We start from the raw sequence: 16,616 nt of genomic DNA on the forward strand, positions 1-16,616 counted from the left end.
TAAAAATCGCCTCACGGGCGCTGTGCTTTGGGAGCTCAAAGAAGCCAATGCCAAAGGTCAGGTGTTGAAGGCTAAATTAGGAGCAGCGGATGTTAATAACAGCTATGATGCCAATGGATTCTTAACCAATGTCAACCATTCATCAGCCGTAAAGCCAGGCATTTTACAGCTTTCCTACGCCTTCGATGCGATAAAGAATGAGCTAAGGAGCAGAACAACAGGCGGAGATTTTAATATAGTAGAATCCTTTGATTATGACGATAATAACCGTTTGGTCAACTGGACCAATCCGGTAACAGGGATTAAGCCTTCTTTAAACAGAAACGTTTATGATGTAAAAGGCAGGATCATGGAAAATGACCAGGTAGGAAAGATTAAATTTGAAAACTCAGCTAAAATTTACCAGCCTACGGGAATGACCTTAAATGCAGCCGGAACCCAGAATTATAATAATGACCTCATCCAAAGCATTGTGTATAATGAAAATAATGACCCTGTGTTTATCGATGGAGAGAAAGGAGATGCAGCCTTCCAGTATGGTTTAACTGCCATGAGACAAAGCGTTACCTACGGAGGAAACTTCAGTACTGATGGTGAAGGTAAATTTACAAAATATTACAGTGAAGACGGAAGCTATGAAGTGGTAAAAGACAATACGACCGGAAAGGAAAAGCACATCATTTACATTGGGGGAACTCCCTATGAATCCAATATTGTATATTTAAAGAACTTTACGGAGAATAGCGGTTCTTATAAATTCTTGCATAAAGATTATATCGGAAGTATTCTGGCCATCAGCGATGACGCAGGAAACAAACTGGAACAGAGACATTTTGATGCCTGGGGTAATTTTACACATCTTCAGATTGTTAACGGAGCCATCATTACAGACAAGAATCTTATTGATAATGCTTCATTGTTGTTAGAAAGAGGTTACACCAGCCATGAGCATTTTGCAGAGGTAGGAATCATCCACATGAACGGTAGATTGTATGATCCGCTGTTAAGAAGATTTTTAAATGCAGATGAGAATATTCAGGATCCTTATAATACCCAAAACTACAATAAATATGGGTATGCAATGAACAATCCTTTATTATATAATGATCCATCAGGAGAGGTTCTTCCGTTTTTAGTTGGTGTGGGATTAGGTTGGCTGGGTGCTACAGTACTTTCAGGAGCAATTATAGGAGCGGCTATAAGCGTTGGTATCTACGCTTTGCAGGCAACACTTACTAATAATTGGTCTTTTGGAGGATTTGCGAAAGCTCTATTGATAGGATCACTTACTGGAGCTGTATCTGCAGGAGCTGGAGAGATATTTAGTGCCGGTGGCTTTTGGTCTACAGTCGGGAACGGGGCAATTGCCGGAGCTGGCGGCGGCGGTATTACTTCATTAATTAATGGAGATAATTTTCTGGAAGGATTAGCAAAAGGTGCGGTGATTGGTGGTGCTGTCGCAGCGGTATCCTATACTGTAAATTATATTACAACTTCAGGTAATGAAAATAAACTTACTGAGGATGATCTAGGATTTGATGATAATACAATTTCTTCTGAACAACCATATAATGATAAAACCCTACATGAAATTAGACAAAAGAATTTTGGAACCAGAGGAATGAAAGATTGGGCTGTAAACTCTGATACAACTCATAGTGATCTCTATGAAATGAATTCTAATGGAGAATTTTATCAAGGCGATCCAAAAAATAGTTTTGTTGCTTATACAGATCCTAAACCCAATTTTTGGAATGGAAGAAGTACAATACATTATTCAAAAAGTTTATTCAAATCATCTGAAAGGATACTAAAAACGATGAACCATGAATCAGTTCATGCTTTCGGAAATACACCAGCAGGTATGACATTTAGGTTAGCAAGAAAAATAGATATTGATGGGATAGATCTTGAACATTTAGCAATTAGAAAAGCAGAATGGTCTTTCCTTAGAGTTAATCATCTTAGTTCAAAAGGAATGAATATGTTAATTGAAAGTAGAATAGATATTTATTATAGGCGATTAGCTCCAAGTTCAAAGATTATTTTTGATACTATGTTCAAATATATTAATCCACTATTTTCTAAAAAAATAATAAAATGAAAAAATTAATTTATCTCATCCTGTTTTTGGGTTGTAGTCAATATCATAAAAAAGACTTGATTTCATTTGATATTGAGGTTATTGATAATCAATATTTAGAAATAAAAATTTCCAATAATACTGCTGGCAATTATTTTTTTGCGATTCCTAAGCTATATCTAATGAGGGAAAGTACCATAAACAATAATATTCTGGTAGAAGATGTTATAACCGAAATTAATTATGATTACAAAAAGATGTTGGACAGCGAAGATCATCGTTTGATCAGGATTGACGATTCCGTTACAAACTGTAATTCGATTTTTTTAAAATTGAAAAAGTCAGAATTTATCATATTGACCTATGAAATTAAAAATAGAGAAGAGGTACTGTCCGGAAATTATTCTGTTGTTGCAAATGATATAAATTGCACGATCGAATCTATAAAAATAGAAACCCCAAAAGGGTATATATATTATACTGATTCATTATCTGTCCCGAAGAAAATACAAATTAACTGATTGGCCGTATTTGTATCTTTTTCTTGAAGAATCAATATTGAATATACAGTGTTTAGAAAAAGATGATTTAGATTTAGTGGAATTATATGAGAAATGGAATGGAAATCTGGATAGAAAAAGATTATATTCCTATTTGATTGAACTCAACTCTTCCGGAAATATGATAAATTAATTGCAGAAAATTCAGCTATTGAAATTTAAAATAGAATTTTTGAGGAAGCCATATAGATATCTTCAAGTAAATATTCTTATGAGAAGACTTCAAATTTTTTATTAAAGAACAGCGTGAAGGAAGATAAGATTAAAATACATTAATAAATAGGCTAAGTCCAATATGTAGGTCGTCTTGTATAAGTTCTGCTTATTTAAAAATGAATGCCATTCAAAAATTACTAATTGACAATACTTTTACTAAGCTCCAATTTATATTTAATCGCATTATGCTAATAAAATAAATTATGAAATCTCCAATAACACTTTTAGTAATCATTATTTCTTTCTTTGAATGTAAATCACAAGAAATAAATAATAAATTTGACCAAGGTATTGATTTTAAGTATAGTAGAATATACTACAAAGATGCTACTGTTATAGAAAGTAATATATATGATAGTTCTACAGGATTATATAAATATAATGAAAATAATTTTGGTTTTGGAAAAGATAAAAATGTAAGTACAATTATAAAATTGAAGGAAAAAGAACTGCGAAGTATATATCAGTCATATCTATCTTTAAATCCAAAATATCTTAGCGAATACATATATAAAGAAGGTAAGCTTTTATATAAGTCAACAATCGAATTTAAAACGAGACAAGACAAAATGCTGAATAATAATGATTGTTCTGATGATAAAAATGATCAGGAAAGATATGCTGAACTTGAAACACTTGTTTATCGTTTAATAGTAAATTCACCAGCATATAAGAAATGTTTTTACTGGGAATTCATAAAAAAATAAAAGGGGAACGGAACTGAATCTAATGGGCCAACGCCCAAATCTTTAATTGATTTTTTTAAATTATGAAAATATATAACGGAATAATAAAAGAAAATAACTTAGAATTAGATTTAGCCTTTATAGGGCATATTCTTAGTATCGAACAAATATTATTTTTAATGAAATCGTTAAGCCCTAATTTTGTTGAAAAGGAGGATCAAATATATTTATTGTCCAACCTTCAAGGATATGGAAGTGATATGAATAATTTTGATAACTCAACGTCTGGGAAAGAGAAATATATAAACAATATATCTATTTCTGATGTTTTTTATTTCTCAGAAGATGATCAGTCAAAAGAAAAAGAAGTTCAAATGGAAATAGGTTCATATATACTGGAGTTTTGGAAAATGAGATTACTTTATCTTTTTCCACAAAAAAAATTTAATTTTTTAATATCAGAAAATGGTCTGTTCGATGAAAGTGGTGTTTGTATTACGTTCTATCAAACATATGATTAGAGTAAAAAATGTATAAAATAAAATTTTAAATATTAAAAATGAAGATTCAATTTTTTTATTTCTTATTTCCTTTATTATTGCTCGTACAATCTTGCAAAGGGGAGGATAAGATATCTGTATCTATTAATATTAATAAGAATGATTCTACTCTAATTGTAAAATATTTTAATCCAAATTCTACAAATTATTATATAGATTTTACACCAGAGTTTCATGATAAATATTTTGAAATTTCACCTAATAGTAGAAGTAAAGATATTCTTATATTGGACTTTATCCCTAAATCTGTCAATAAAGAAGATAGTTTGATTAGTAATCAGTTTAGATGTGCTATTTATAATATGTATGAGAAAAATTCTCTCTATCGGTATCCCATCTATTTAAAAAGTAAAAGTAGCAAGGTATATAGTTTTAAAATTAAAAACTATTTGTCTGGAAAACAATTGGAATTTAAAACTTCTGAAAATCCTTATCAGTCTTTTTTAATGGAAATGAAAGCTTCAAATTCTAATAATGAAATAAAAAAATTGATTTATCTGAATAAATATAAATGTGAAAATTACAAATATTTTACAGGTCAATTTATGTATAATCCGAATGCTTTCATTTTACCATAAATTATTATAAAAAGGAGAGTGTAATACCCCAATGGCAGCCCTACCCATAATGCTACTAAAGCATGATTTTTAAAGAGTTTTATTACTTCTTTTTTTACCGGAGGCATCAGTGCCGGATTGGGTGCGCTTAATGTCTTTGGAAATGTTTCTGAGGTATTGTACTACAACAAGGTGCTGCTATTGGAGCTACCGGACGTGCAGTGGATGCTGTTGTAAACGGAAGAAATGTTTTACAGGGAGTATTAAAAGGACTATAATTGGCGGTTTATGAATATATAAAAAATTTATCTGTAAAAATAAAATAATGAAGAAAGTAATATTAATGGCATTTATTGTCATTTTTAGTTGTAAAGAAGACAAAAAGCTAATTAAGAACGCAGTTTCAATTAGCATTTGGAAAAAAGAGATGTTGGATGATAATAGCTTACTAATAGAGTTACATTTCAATAATAATTCTGAGACCAACTATTTATTACCCATATCTTCTGATTATATATTAGAAAATAGAAAAAAAATATTCAACCCTGTTTTTGGGCGGATAATTAGTTCTGATTTTACAGATATCGATAATTATAAAATTAAATCTTTACTAGAAGATTATACCGAAAACCACTTTTATAAAGGGTTTTCGCACGAATCATATAAAATGGCAGTATATAAAGATTATGAAGGCTATACAAATTCCCTGATATTTATTCCTAAAAAAACCGAAAAAAAAATGTTTTTAATATTTAATTTATATGAACCTTGTAAGGATTCTTTTCGAAAATGTCATGGTGTTTTTCATGATGATTTGTCAAAAATTATTGTAGGAATCAGAGATGCTGATGATATTAAAGTGTTGGATTCCTTACTAAAAAAAGAAAAAATAGATTATAATATTTACAGAAAATCACTCTATTTAAAAGATTCCCTTTTTATCAATAGATAGTATTTATTGCCCTTAGAAATAAGCAGTTATTAAGGTCTTGAAAACCTCCCGTGTTTTCTAAGAATAGGTCAAATAACTGGATAGCTCCTACTGTGGCTATTGAAGTAGTGGAACTCAATTGATGATAACACTGGTTTATTGAAAGGATATTCATTTAAGTATGTTGGCCCCTATAAAGGAAATATTTATCCTTCAACTGCAATGAATGGTGTACCTACAATGAGAATAGAAAATATAAATACCGGAGGTGTTTTTAAAATTAGATTTATAATAAAACCATAATGGAAAATTATAGAAAATATCTGGAAGAAATATTTAGCAAACAAATTATAAAACAACTGGTGAAATTTGTTTCAATAGATAATTTTAAATTTATTCAAAGCAAGAGAAATTCTTTTTACAATGGAGAATGTATAGGAAAAAAATATTCCGGAATTCTTAATATTGGTTCGGGCATGGCTGATATTGATGATGTCAAATTGGATGAAGTGGAGAGGCTTTGTATGATCTTTAAAGAAGAACATTTTTTCTTTATTTCAGATTGGATAAAGCAATATGATCTTGAAGGCATTACATTATGTTTTGATGCTGAAATATCATGGGAAGAATTATCCGGAAATTTGAAAAATTTTGAGCATTTTTTCAGTTCCACCCCAGTACCGGGAAATTGGTGGGTCAGTAAAAATTGGTGTAGATATATGAGCGGGGCCATGAGTGACAGCTATAGTCCGTATTATAAAAAAGTATTTGATATTCCTCATGAACTCATAGTAACAGAACGATCAGATTTTGAAAGAATTGAAAAAATATATTCGGCTAAGTATGGAAAAATATATCCGATACTGGATTTTCAGGTTTTTTTTGACGCAATCTTTGAGGATGAATTTAAATATCTTCTAACTGATAACATATATATCACGCAATCCTCCATTGAATATATCAAAAATCAATTATAATATGAACTAAGCTGTCTTTTATTTTTGGATTATGAAAATATACAGCGGAGTTATAAAAGAAAATAACTTAGAATTAAATTTAGCCTTTATAAGGCATATTCTTAGTATCGAAAAAATTATTTTTTAATGAAATCGTTAAGTAGATATCCACTTACAATTCTTTAGTGAAATTTTGAATAAATTAAATTATTATTGGTAATTAGCGGGTTTATATTCAGTTTTTAATTCAAAAAAATAGTATTTTTGAACAAACAACAATAAAATGTTAAAATTTATGTTGAAAAACTACTTTTTCTTATTCGCATTTGTATTCATTTCGGGTTTGTTATTTTCTCAGGATGCGCCCAGAAAACCACCCAAAAACGTTTCGGCAACATTTAATAAAAAATCAGGTGTTTATATTGATGTCAATGCCGCTTCCTATGCCGCTTCCGGTTTTACACCCGAACAGTTGGTGAAAAATATTCTGATCAACGGAGGAACAAACTGTTCAACGCCCAATGTAAGTAATGTTACCGTAACACCTAATCATCTGGTGACCAATACTGACCGATTTTGGGGATATTTTCACAAAGCCACTACCAATTTTCCTTTTACCGACGGGATTATTCTATCCACGGGAAAAGCTAAAGACGGAGGAAATACCGCTACATTTGCGAGTTCAACAATAGGAACAGGAAGTGATCCCGATCTTATAGCAGCCATTAACCCTACGGTTTCAACGCAGGATGCTGTATCCCTGGAATTTGACTTCGTTCCGAACTCCAACCAGATAAAATTTAACTATATCTTTGCCTCTGAAGAATATACAAGCACCTATCCTTGCAGCTATTCAGATGGTTTTGCATTACTGATAAAGCCGGTAGCCGGTGGCCCATATGTTAATGTGGCAATTCTTCCGAATAATGCAGGTGCTGTAAGCATGACCAATATTCACCCTGAAATTACGGGCATTGGCGGATGTAACGCGATTAACCAGAACTATTTTGCCGGATACAACAGTAATCCCAATATTGAAACCAATTATGAAGGAAGAACAATTCCTTTAACAGCAATCGCAGACGTGGTACCAGGCCAGGCCTACCACTTTAAAATGGTATTGGCTGATGCGAAAGACCCATCTTATGATACTGCCGTATTCCTGGAAGGAGGTTCCTTCGATATAGGGATCAAGATCACAGATGCCAACGGAGTTCTGTTACCTAACACCATCAATATGTGTGACAATACTCCACAATTATTGAAAGCACAGGTTTCTACCGTTCCGGGAATGACTTTCCAGTGGTATAAGGACGGAGTGGCCATTCCGGGAGCCACTAATATAACGTACACTGCTACCCAGCCGGGAGTATATGAAGTTAAAGTTTCAGTGCCGGGAAGCCAGTGTCCGGGGTCGGCAACGATCACGATTGTGGGAGGGACGAGCCCCACGGTTCAGAATGCGACATTAACTGCCTGCTATACTGCCGGAAATGCTATTTTTGACCTTACTTCGGCACAGTCATTTATCAGTACAACTTCAGGAGCTGTATTTAAATATTATGTGAATCAGGCAGATGCAGTAGCAGGAAATACTTCCAACATTGCGGCACCTACCTCTTATTCCAGTGCGGGAGCTCAGACCATTTACGTGAATGTCTCTAAAGGTTTCTGCTCTAAAGTAGCCCAGCTTCAGCTGGTGAAAGCTGCACAGATGACCGCTGCTATTGCGGCCCCTGAAAAAATTACCTGTGCCAGTCCGCAGATTACACTCAATGCATCGGCATCGGTTTATCCTGCAGGTTCTACATTCAGCTGGGCAGCCTCAGCGGCAGGAAATATTGTGTCAGGTGCAAATACCCTGAATCCTGTCGTAAATGCAGTAGGAACCTATACTTTGACGATTACAAAATCATATCAGCCGGGCGGAACATGTACGGCAACATCATCCGTAACTGTTCTGGAAGATAAAGTAAAACCGGTCATTACCGCAGCAGCTCCGAGATATAAAATCTGTCAGGGTGAATCTGTAATGATCACTGCAACCGGTGCCGTTACTTATTCCTGGTCCGGACTTACCGGAAACAGTGGCACACAAACCGTGAGCCCGAACACCACCACTACCTATACCGTAACCGGTACGGCGGCAAATGGCTGTCAGGCTGCTGTTCCCGCAACAGTTACCATCGAAGTGGTTCCTGCTATCGTATCGAATGTAAAAGGGGGTCATATCTGTCTAGGAGATAACATTACCCTGGATGCCGGGACAGGACCGAATTATAAATATGTCTGGAATACAGGAGCTACTACGCAGACTATAACTGTTGCAACACCGGGTGCTTATTCTGTAACCATAGATAACGGAGTTTGTTCAAAAATATTTACCGTTCAGGTTATCCAGGCAGTTGTTCCTCAGATTACAAAAGTAGACTATAGCAACAACGGTAATCTGGTTCTAACGGCAAGCAACCCGAGCAACGGACCTCTGGAGTATTCAGCAGACAACGGATTGACCTGGCAGAACTCCAATATATTCACGAATATTCCTAAAAATAAACTCATCACCATCAGAGTAAGAGTAAAAAATACGAGCTGTGAAGGATTTTTGGAGTATTTCACTTTTGTTATGCAGAATGCAATCACTCCGAACGGGGATAATAAAAACGATATCATCGATTTCAGAGGAATAAATATGTACAAAGATTTCAAAGCTTCGATATTCGACCGCTATGGAAGAGAGGTTTTCAAAGCTGAAAAAATAACACCGTATTGGGATGGTTATTTTCAGGGCAAACGTTTGCCTACGGCATCGTACTGGTATCAGATCGCTTTTGAAGATCCTGCTACCAAGCAGATTGTTGTAAAAACAGGATGGATTTTGCTGAAAAATTTTGAATAATTGAAAAATATAGATAAAAAGGCTGACTGTTTGTTAGCCTTTTTTCGTTTACAGCCAAAGTAAAATTGATATTTTACAATGAATAAGATTGTATTAATAACAATGTAAATTATGAAGACGTAAATTTCAATTAAAAAAAATAGTATTTTTGTTTAAAATATTATAAAATGTTAAATAGGAGGACAAGAAGTTTATTTTTGGCTCTGTTTTTTGCTCTCATCAGTACTTTTACTTTTTCACAAAGTAGAGACCGGGTGGGGACGGTTCAGAGACCTTCATCCCAATCTATGAAAGCAGGAGCATTTATAGATGTAAATGCAGCAGGATATCCTGCATCAAACTTTAATATCTCACAATTAGTAAAAGATGTTTTAATTTCCGGCGGATCAAACTGTTCCAATGCAAATGTAAGTAATATCACGGTCTCTCCTAATTTAGCCGTAGGCAATGCCAACAGAAGCTGGGGGTATTTTAATAAAGCAGCCACCAATTTTCCTTTCGCGGAAGGAATCGTGCTTTCAACAGGACATGCTGCGAAAGCAGGGAATACCTTCCAGGGAACTCTGAGTGACGTGCTGCCGAGCGGGGGAGATGCTGACCTGGCCACTGCTTTGAATGTTCCGATTGATAAGCTTAAAGATGCTACTTCTATAGAATTTGATTTTGTTCCGAATTCTACAGAGGTTACATTCAGATATCTATTTGCATCAAAAGAGTATCAGAATAATTTTACCTGTAATATCTCAGACGGTTTTGCGTTATTGCTGAAAAGATCAACGGATCCTACCTATACCAATTTAGCTGTTCTTCCCAATAACGCAGGACCTGTAAGCGTAACCAATATTATTCCTTCAGGAATGCCCTGCGGACCCAAAAATGCACAGTATTTCGGAGGGTTAAATAATCCTCAGATAGAAACCAACTTTAACGGGCGTACGGTTCCTTTAACAGCAAAAGCTACAGTAATACCCGGTCAGACCTATCATTTTAAAATGGTACTCGCCGATTATGACGATACCAATTTTGACTCGGCCGTATTCCTCGAAGCAGGATCTTTCGATATCGGGGTCCAGATCTTAAATCCGGCGGGAGTCGCTCTTCCGTCTTCTGTTAATATGTGTGATAATGAGCCTCAGACCTTCACTGCATCAACACAGTTTGCCAGTGCCACTTATATCTGGTCTCTGAACGGAACTCCGATTCCCGGTGCCACAGGACCCAGTTATACTGCAACCCAGCCTGGTGTCTATACCGTACAGGTTTTTCTTGCAGGAAACACCTGTCCCGGAAGTGCCAGCATAACAGTTGTGGGAGGGACAGGCCCTACAGTTCAGAATGCCACCTTAACGGCCTGTTATACCCCCGGGAATGCCACCTATGATTTAACCTCTGCCCAGTCGTCAATAAGCACCACTGCAGGGGCCGTATTTTCATATTATGCCACCCTGGCAGATGCCAATGCGGGAAATACAAATACCATTGCCGCACCTACTGCATATCCCAGTGCCGGAGGTCAGACGGTCTATGTTCGTGTAACAACAGGGTTCTGTTCAAAAGTTGCTCAGCTGCAATTGGTAAAAGCACCGCAAATGACCGCAACAATTGCACCGCCTGCAGTTTTAACCTGTACGAACTCACAGATAACATTGAATGCCTCCACATCAGTGTATCCTGCAGGATCCACATTCAACTGGACGACGGTAGGAGGGAATATAGTTTCAGGAGGGAATACTTTGACACCTGTCATTAACCTTGCAGGCACCTACACGCTTACCATTTCGAAAACATATCAGCCGGGTAATGTGATCTGTAGTACTACGGCCACTGTAACAGTGACCGGAGACAGCGCGCCGCCCGCAACAGGCTTAACAGCCTCAAAAATATCAATCTGTAACGGAGAATCAGTTACGCTCACCGCTTCAGGAGGCGCAACCTATAATTGGGTAGGATTACCGGGAACCGGAAATACACAGACGGTTTCCCCTACTGCCACCACTACCTACACCGTGACCGCAGTAGGTGCCAATGGATGCGTTTCTCAAAATCCGGCGACCATTACCATTGAAGTTTCCCAACCGATTACCGTTCAGAATGCGACCTTATTAAAATGCTATGAGCAGGGAGGAATTACGTATGATTTAACTTCAGCTCAGCCACAGATAACATCTGCAGGTACTGCAACATTTGCTTATTATCTACTGCAGGCAGATGCCAACGCGGGAAATACGAATACCATTCCGGCTCCTGCAACGTTTTTAAGTGCAGGAAATCAGACTATTTATGTATTGGTCAGAAACGGGGGATGCAGTTATGTCGTTACTCTGCAGTTATTGTCGACCCCTCAGACTACCCTAACAATAGCTGCTCCACAAACCATTACCTGTACGACGAGTCAGGTTACATTAAATGCGTCGGCGTCTGTAGTTCCTGCAGGCTCTACAGTTGCGTGGACGACTACGGGAGGAAATATTGTTTCCGGAGCCACGACCTTAACCCCGGTAGTGAATGCCGGCGGAGCATATACATTAACCGTGTCAAATGTAAACCAGCCGGGAAATCTGAACTGTACGTACACCGCTACAGTAAATGTTGTTCAGGATACCGCTCTGCCTGTTGCTGCCGTAGTTTCATCGGTTCCCAGGATTTGTGTTGGAGAATCACTTACATTAACTGCTTCCGGAGGGGTAACTTACAATTGGGTCGGACTGACAGGAAATGGAAATACCCAGACTGTTTCTCCTACTACAACGACCGTTTATACGGTATATGCAGTGGGTGCAAACGGATGTATTTCTGCCAATCCCGCTACAGTAACCGTAATTGTAGGTCCGCCTATTGCCGTGGTAGCTGCCTCAAAAACAAAAATATGTGTGGGTGAATCTGTTACCTTAACCGCTTCAGGAGGAATTACCTATAATTGGGTAGGTCTTACCGGAAACGGAAACACCCAAATTGTTTCTCCTACGGTGACCACAGTCTATTCTGTGTTTGCATTGGGAGGAAATGGATGTAGCTCTGTGAATCCCGCTACCGTTACTATCGAAGTAGTACCGGCTATCGAATCCACGCTGGAAAATGTATATGTTTGCGAAGGAGATACGGGGATTCTGGATGCAGGAGCAGGGCCGAATTACACCTATATATGGAGTACAGGAGCTACCACACAGACCATCTCTACCAATGTAGTAGGAACGTATTCAGTGACGATAAGCAATGGAGTATGTTCTAAAGTGTACACCGCACAGCTGCTGAATCCTGATCTTCCCAAATTTACCAACGTTACGTATCTTGATCATGTATTGACTTTATCCACAACGAACCCCAACGGAGGTGTACTGGAATATTCTATTGACGGAGGCGTAACATGGCAGTCGTCTAACGTTTTCCATAATGTACTTAACAATACGAATTATAATCTAAAAGTAAGGGTAAAAGATGCTAACTGTAATACATCATTAGACTTCTTTACTTTCTTTGTCATTAATGCCATTACGCCCAATGCAGATGGCAAAAATGATGCGGTGGATTTCTCAGGGATAAGCAATTACAATAATTTTGCTGCCTCTGTCTACAACAGGTATGGTCAGGAAATCTTTAAAGCTACCAAAGCTGATGCCGTATGGCGAGGAAGCATCAGAGGAGTGAATTTACCTACAGCTACCTACTGGTACAGAGTTCAGTGGGAAAATCCTGCAAGTAAAAAACTTGAGCTGAGAACAGGCTGGATTTTACTGAAAAACAGAAATTAATCCTTTTAAAAAAAACGTAAAAATTAAAATTTATTATAAACGAAAGTCTCTCCAATTGGAGAGACTTTCGTTTTTATGATAAAAAAAGTTAAATATCTATATAGGATGTATAAAAAAAAATTAAATTTGTTGAAACAAAAATATTATGAAGAGATATCTACTGTTATTTTCCTTATTTTTAGTCTCGTCCAATTTTCTTTTTTCACAAAATTTACCCACCCGAAAAGTTAACATAAAGCCCAGGCCCGGCCTGGATAAAAAAGCAGGTACTTTTATTGATGTTAATGCTCCTTCTTATGCTGCAACAGGCTATAATATAACCCAATTGGTAAAAGACATACTCATTTCATCGGGTACCAACTCCTGTGTAACACCCAATGTCTCCAATGTAGTGGTCACTCCTGGATTAGCTGCAAGTAACAGTGACAGAGCCTGGGGATACTTTCATAAAGGGACCACAAACTTCCCGTTTAAAGACGGTATCGTCTTAATGACCGGCAAAGTCAGTGAGGCGGGAAATGCATATATTGATGTAAATTCACCGGTAAGTACAGGTGGTTTCAATGTAGGAACCGGGAGTAATCCGACCTGGTGGCAGCGACTAACCCTACAGTCTCATTGCAGGATGCGGTAATCTTGGAATTCGATTTTGTTCCTACCTCATCCCAGGTTAAATTTAATTATCTTTTCGCTTCAGAAGAATATACCGGTACTTTTCCCTGTAACTATTCAGACGCATTTGCGTTATTATTAAGACCTTCTACAGGCGGACCTTACCAGAATATGGCGGTATTGCCCAATGGTGCAGGTCCGGTGAGTGTTACCAATATCCGTCCGGATACCCAGTTTGATGGGAGTAATCTCTATTGCGGACCTGTAAACCCAACGTTTTTTGGAGGTTATAACACAACACATATAGAAACTAACTTTAGTGGAAGAACGATTCCTCTTACTGCAACGGCTACGGTGACACCGGGACAGTCCTACCATTTTAAAATGGTGCTTGCCGATGCGACCGACAGAAGTTATGACTCGGCAGTGTTTTTGGAAGGAGGCTCTTTTAATATCGGAGTAGAGCTATTAGATCCTACGGGAGCGACTCTTCCCGAAGAAATTAATGTATGTGATAACGTTCCGCAGGTAATTACGGCATCCGTAAGTGACCCGAATATGTCTTACCAGTGGTTTTTTAACGGGACACTCGTGCCGGGGGCGACAACTAATATCATTACTGCTACCCAGCCCGGAAATTATAAAATTCAGGTGACCTACCCGGGAAGTCCATGTCCTGGAGAAGCAACCATCAAAATAAACGGAGGAACAACGCCTGTTGCCAATGACGCCACATATCTGCTGTGTACTACTCCGGATATTACAACATTCGATCTCTCCGGGGCTATGCCGTTAATCAGTACGACGCCGGGAGCTGTTTTCCGTTTTTATGTCAATCAGGCTGATGCCGTTGCCCAGAACAATAACTATATTCAGAATATTTTAAATTATAACGGTACTGACGGTCAGATTTTATATGTAGTGGTTTCTAATGGTGGCTTCTGTAGCAAAACTATAGAACTTACTTTACAGAAGGAGCAGACCCCTAAAGCAAGTGTTGTTGCATCAAAATTGAAAATCTGCCCGGGAGAATCTGTAGATTTGACGGCAACCGGGGGAACAACTTATTTATGGAGCAACTTTATGGGAACGGTAAATGCGCAGACGGTAACGTTATACAATACCACTACATTTACGGTATATGCCATCGGGCCGAAAGGATGTAAATCTTTACAGCCTGCCACTATTACTGTTGAGGTAGTTCCGGAAATTACATCTTCATTAGCGGATGTTCAGGTATGTCTGGGAGACAGAGTAGTGCTGGACGCAGGAGCAGGACCGAATTATAAATATTTATGGAATACAGGAGAAACAACCCAGACCATCGTGGTAGATCAGTGGGGATTATATTCAGTAGCTATCGATAACGGATACTGTACAAGAACATTTGAAGCTAAAGTGGCAGCACCGGCACTTCCTTTCATCTCGAATATAGATTACGTAAGCAATACTTTGACGGTTACGGCAGAAAATCCCCCGATGAACAATACCCCAAGTACGTTGGAATATTCTGTCGATGGAGGCGTGACATGGCAGAATTCAAATGTGTTTCCGGGATTACAGAATAATACCAATTACAATATTCAGGTGAGAAGAATAGGGACACACTGCGTGGGTATCCTGGACTTCTATACTTTCAATATTTCGAATATTATCACACCCAATCAGGATGGTATTAACGATGTACTTGACCTGACAGCTTTAGGAAGTTTCAAAAACTTTAAAGGATCTGTATATGACAGGTACGGATCTGAAATTTTCAGATTTACGAAAGAAACTCCGATCTGGGACGGTACACTGGGTGGGAAGAAACTCTCTACTGCAACCTATTGGTACAAGTTCAATTTTGAATATCCGAAATCAAAAACTCAGATGAACTGGTCCGGATGGATCATGTTGAAAAACAGAGAATAATTTACTCAGAATAATATAAAAAAAGCCTTTCAAATCAAATTGAAAGGCTTTTTTATGAACCTGAAAACCAGGTCAGGAATATCTCATTATTGATTTCCTTTCCAAAGTATCGTAAAGTCGATAAAGTCGGCGACACTTAATTCTTCGGCTCTTTTATCCATGAATTCATGAGTTTTCAGAGCTTCGGGGATGTTCAGTACCTTTAAAGCATTGGACAGCTTTTTTCTTCTTTGATTAAATCCGGCCTTTACAATTTGCTTAAACAGAACCTCATTTCCGGCTAAGCCTTCTTTAGGGTTTCTGGTAAGTCGGATTACCCCCGATTTAACCTTTGGCGGAGGGTTAAAAACATTTTCATGAACCGTAAATAAGTACGAAGTATCATAATAGGCCTGTATCAGGACCGAAAGAATACCATAATCCTTTGTTCTCGGAACAGCGGCCGTTCTCTCTGCCACCTCTTTCTGGAACATACCCACCATTTCAGGAATCAGCTCATAATAATCAATAATTTTAAATAAAATCTGTGAAGAGATATTATACGGGAAATTACCGATGATCGCAATCTGTTCTTCAGCAATAAAGTTAAAATCCTGCTTTAGAAAATCGCCCGTAAATGAATTCTCAGTAATGCCTGGATAGTTGTTTTTCAGGTATTCGATAGATTCGGTATCGATTTCTGCCAGATAAATGTTCTGGTCCTTTTCCAAAAGATATTTGGTAAGAACTCCCATTCCGGGACCGACTTCCATGATATTCTTATAGCCTTCAAAACTAAGACCTTCTACGATTTTTTTCGCGATGTTTTCATCCGTCAAGAAGTGCTGACCCAGATGTTTTTTTGCTTTTACACTCAAAGTTTTTATGATTTTATTAACAGTGATTTTCTCTTT

12 protein-coding genes are annotated in these 16,616 nt (G+C 37.3%); 11 read left to right on the top strand and 1 reads right to left on the bottom strand.

Annotation, left to right across the window (positions count from 1 at the left end):
* Window positions 1–22: 22 nt before the first annotated feature.
* From ODZ84_RS21105 to ODZ84_RS21155, 11 genes are all read left to right on the top strand, one after another.
* A complete protein-coding gene (locus ODZ84_RS21105) occupies window positions 23–2,104 on the top strand; it encodes an RHS repeat domain-containing protein (protein ID WP_266174395.1) in 2,082 nt (693 codons plus the stop codon).
* Window positions 2,101–2,604, top strand: coding sequence for a hypothetical protein (locus tag ODZ84_RS21110; protein ID WP_266174397.1), 504 nt, complete (start codon window positions 2,101–2,103; stop codon window positions 2,602–2,604). The genes ODZ84_RS21105 and ODZ84_RS21110 overlap by 4 nt, the downstream gene beginning before the upstream one ends.
* A 458-nt stretch (window positions 2,605–3,062) precedes the next feature.
* Entirely contained in the window at window positions 3,063–3,566 is a 504-nt protein-coding gene (locus tag ODZ84_RS21115; protein WP_266174398.1) for a hypothetical protein, read from the top strand.
* Window positions 3,567–3,628: 62 nt separating this feature from the next.
* Entirely contained in the window at window positions 3,629–4,066 is a 438-nt protein-coding gene (locus ODZ84_RS21120) for a hypothetical protein (RefSeq protein ID WP_266174399.1), read from the top strand.
* Between the two features lie 38 nt (window positions 4,067–4,104).
* Window positions 4,105–4,683, top strand: a complete 579-nt coding sequence (locus ODZ84_RS21125; protein ID WP_266174400.1) for a hypothetical protein — start codon at window positions 4,105–4,107, stop codon at window positions 4,681–4,683.
* Between the two features lie 304 nt (window positions 4,684–4,987).
* Window positions 4,988–5,614: a hypothetical protein gene (locus tag ODZ84_RS21130; protein ID WP_266174401.1), complete on the top strand. Its 627-nt coding sequence runs from the start codon at window positions 4,988–4,990 to the stop codon at window positions 5,612–5,614.
* Window positions 5,615–5,895: 281 nt separating this feature from the next.
* Window positions 5,896–6,570 (top strand): hypothetical protein, encoded by a 675-nt coding sequence (locus tag ODZ84_RS21135; RefSeq protein ID WP_266174402.1) that lies wholly within the window; start codon window positions 5,896–5,898, stop codon window positions 6,568–6,570.
* A gap of 274 nt (window positions 6,571–6,844) precedes the next feature.
* A complete protein-coding gene (locus tag ODZ84_RS21140; RefSeq protein WP_266174404.1) occupies window positions 6,845–9,448 on the top strand; it encodes a choice-of-anchor L domain-containing protein in 2,604 nt (867 codons plus the stop codon).
* A 167-nt stretch (window positions 9,449–9,615) separates the two neighbouring features.
* Window positions 9,616–13,197 carry a choice-of-anchor L domain-containing protein gene (locus ODZ84_RS21145; protein WP_266174405.1) on the top strand — a complete coding sequence of 1,194 codons (3,582 nt, stop codon included), beginning with the start codon at window positions 9,616–9,618 and terminating at the stop codon, window positions 13,195–13,197.
* Between the two features lie 145 nt (window positions 13,198–13,342).
* Window positions 13,343–13,831 carry a hypothetical protein gene (locus tag ODZ84_RS21150; protein ID WP_266174406.1) on the top strand — a complete coding sequence of 163 codons (489 nt, stop codon included), beginning with the start codon at window positions 13,343–13,345 and terminating at the stop codon, window positions 13,829–13,831.
* Window positions 13,789–15,723 carry a choice-of-anchor L domain-containing protein gene (locus ODZ84_RS21155; protein ID WP_266174407.1) on the top strand — a complete coding sequence of 645 codons (1,935 nt, stop codon included), beginning with the start codon at window positions 13,789–13,791 and terminating at the stop codon, window positions 15,721–15,723. The genes ODZ84_RS21150 and ODZ84_RS21155 overlap by 43 nt, the downstream gene beginning before the upstream one ends.
* Before the next feature lie 86 nt (window positions 15,724–15,809).
* Here ODZ84_RS21155 and rsmA read toward each other — a convergent pair whose 3' ends face one another.
* Window positions 15,810–16,580, bottom strand: a complete 771-nt coding sequence (gene rsmA / locus ODZ84_RS21160; RefSeq protein ID WP_266174408.1) for a 16S rRNA (adenine(1518)-N(6)/adenine(1519)-N(6))-dimethyltransferase RsmA — start codon at window positions 16,578–16,580, stop codon at window positions 15,810–15,812.
* Window positions 16,581–16,616: the final 36 nt, after the last annotated feature.

The organism is Chryseobacterium fluminis (genome assembly GCF_026314945.1).
Taxonomy (GTDB): Bacteria; Bacteroidota; Bacteroidia; order Flavobacteriales; family Weeksellaceae; genus Chryseobacterium; species Chryseobacterium fluminis.

Coding starts and splice junctions, on each gene's coding strand:
- ODZ84_RS21135 (WP_266174402.1), top strand. CDS start 5,896: ATGGAAAATTATAGAAAATATCTGGAAGAAATATTTAGCAAACAAATT.
- ODZ84_RS21140 (WP_266174404.1), top strand. CDS start 6,845: ATGTTGAAAAACTACTTTTTCTTATTCGCATTTGTATTCATTTCGGGT.
- ODZ84_RS21145 (WP_266174405.1), top strand. CDS start 9,616: ATGTTAAATAGGAGGACAAGAAGTTTATTTTTGGCTCTGTTTTTTGCT.
- ODZ84_RS21130 (WP_266174401.1), top strand. CDS start 4,988: ATGAAGAAAGTAATATTAATGGCATTTATTGTCATTTTTAGTTGTAAA.
- ODZ84_RS21115 (WP_266174398.1), top strand. CDS start 3,063: ATGAAATCTCCAATAACACTTTTAGTAATCATTATTTCTTTCTTTGAA.
- ODZ84_RS21110 (WP_266174397.1), top strand. CDS start 2,101: ATGAAAAAATTAATTTATCTCATCCTGTTTTTGGGTTGTAGTCAATAT.
- ODZ84_RS21150 (WP_266174406.1), top strand. CDS start 13,343: ATGAAGAGATATCTACTGTTATTTTCCTTATTTTTAGTCTCGTCCAAT.
- ODZ84_RS21125 (WP_266174400.1), top strand. CDS start 4,105: ATGAAGATTCAATTTTTTTATTTCTTATTTCCTTTATTATTGCTCGTA.
- ODZ84_RS21120 (WP_266174399.1), top strand. CDS start 3,629: ATGAAAATATATAACGGAATAATAAAAGAAAATAACTTAGAATTAGAT.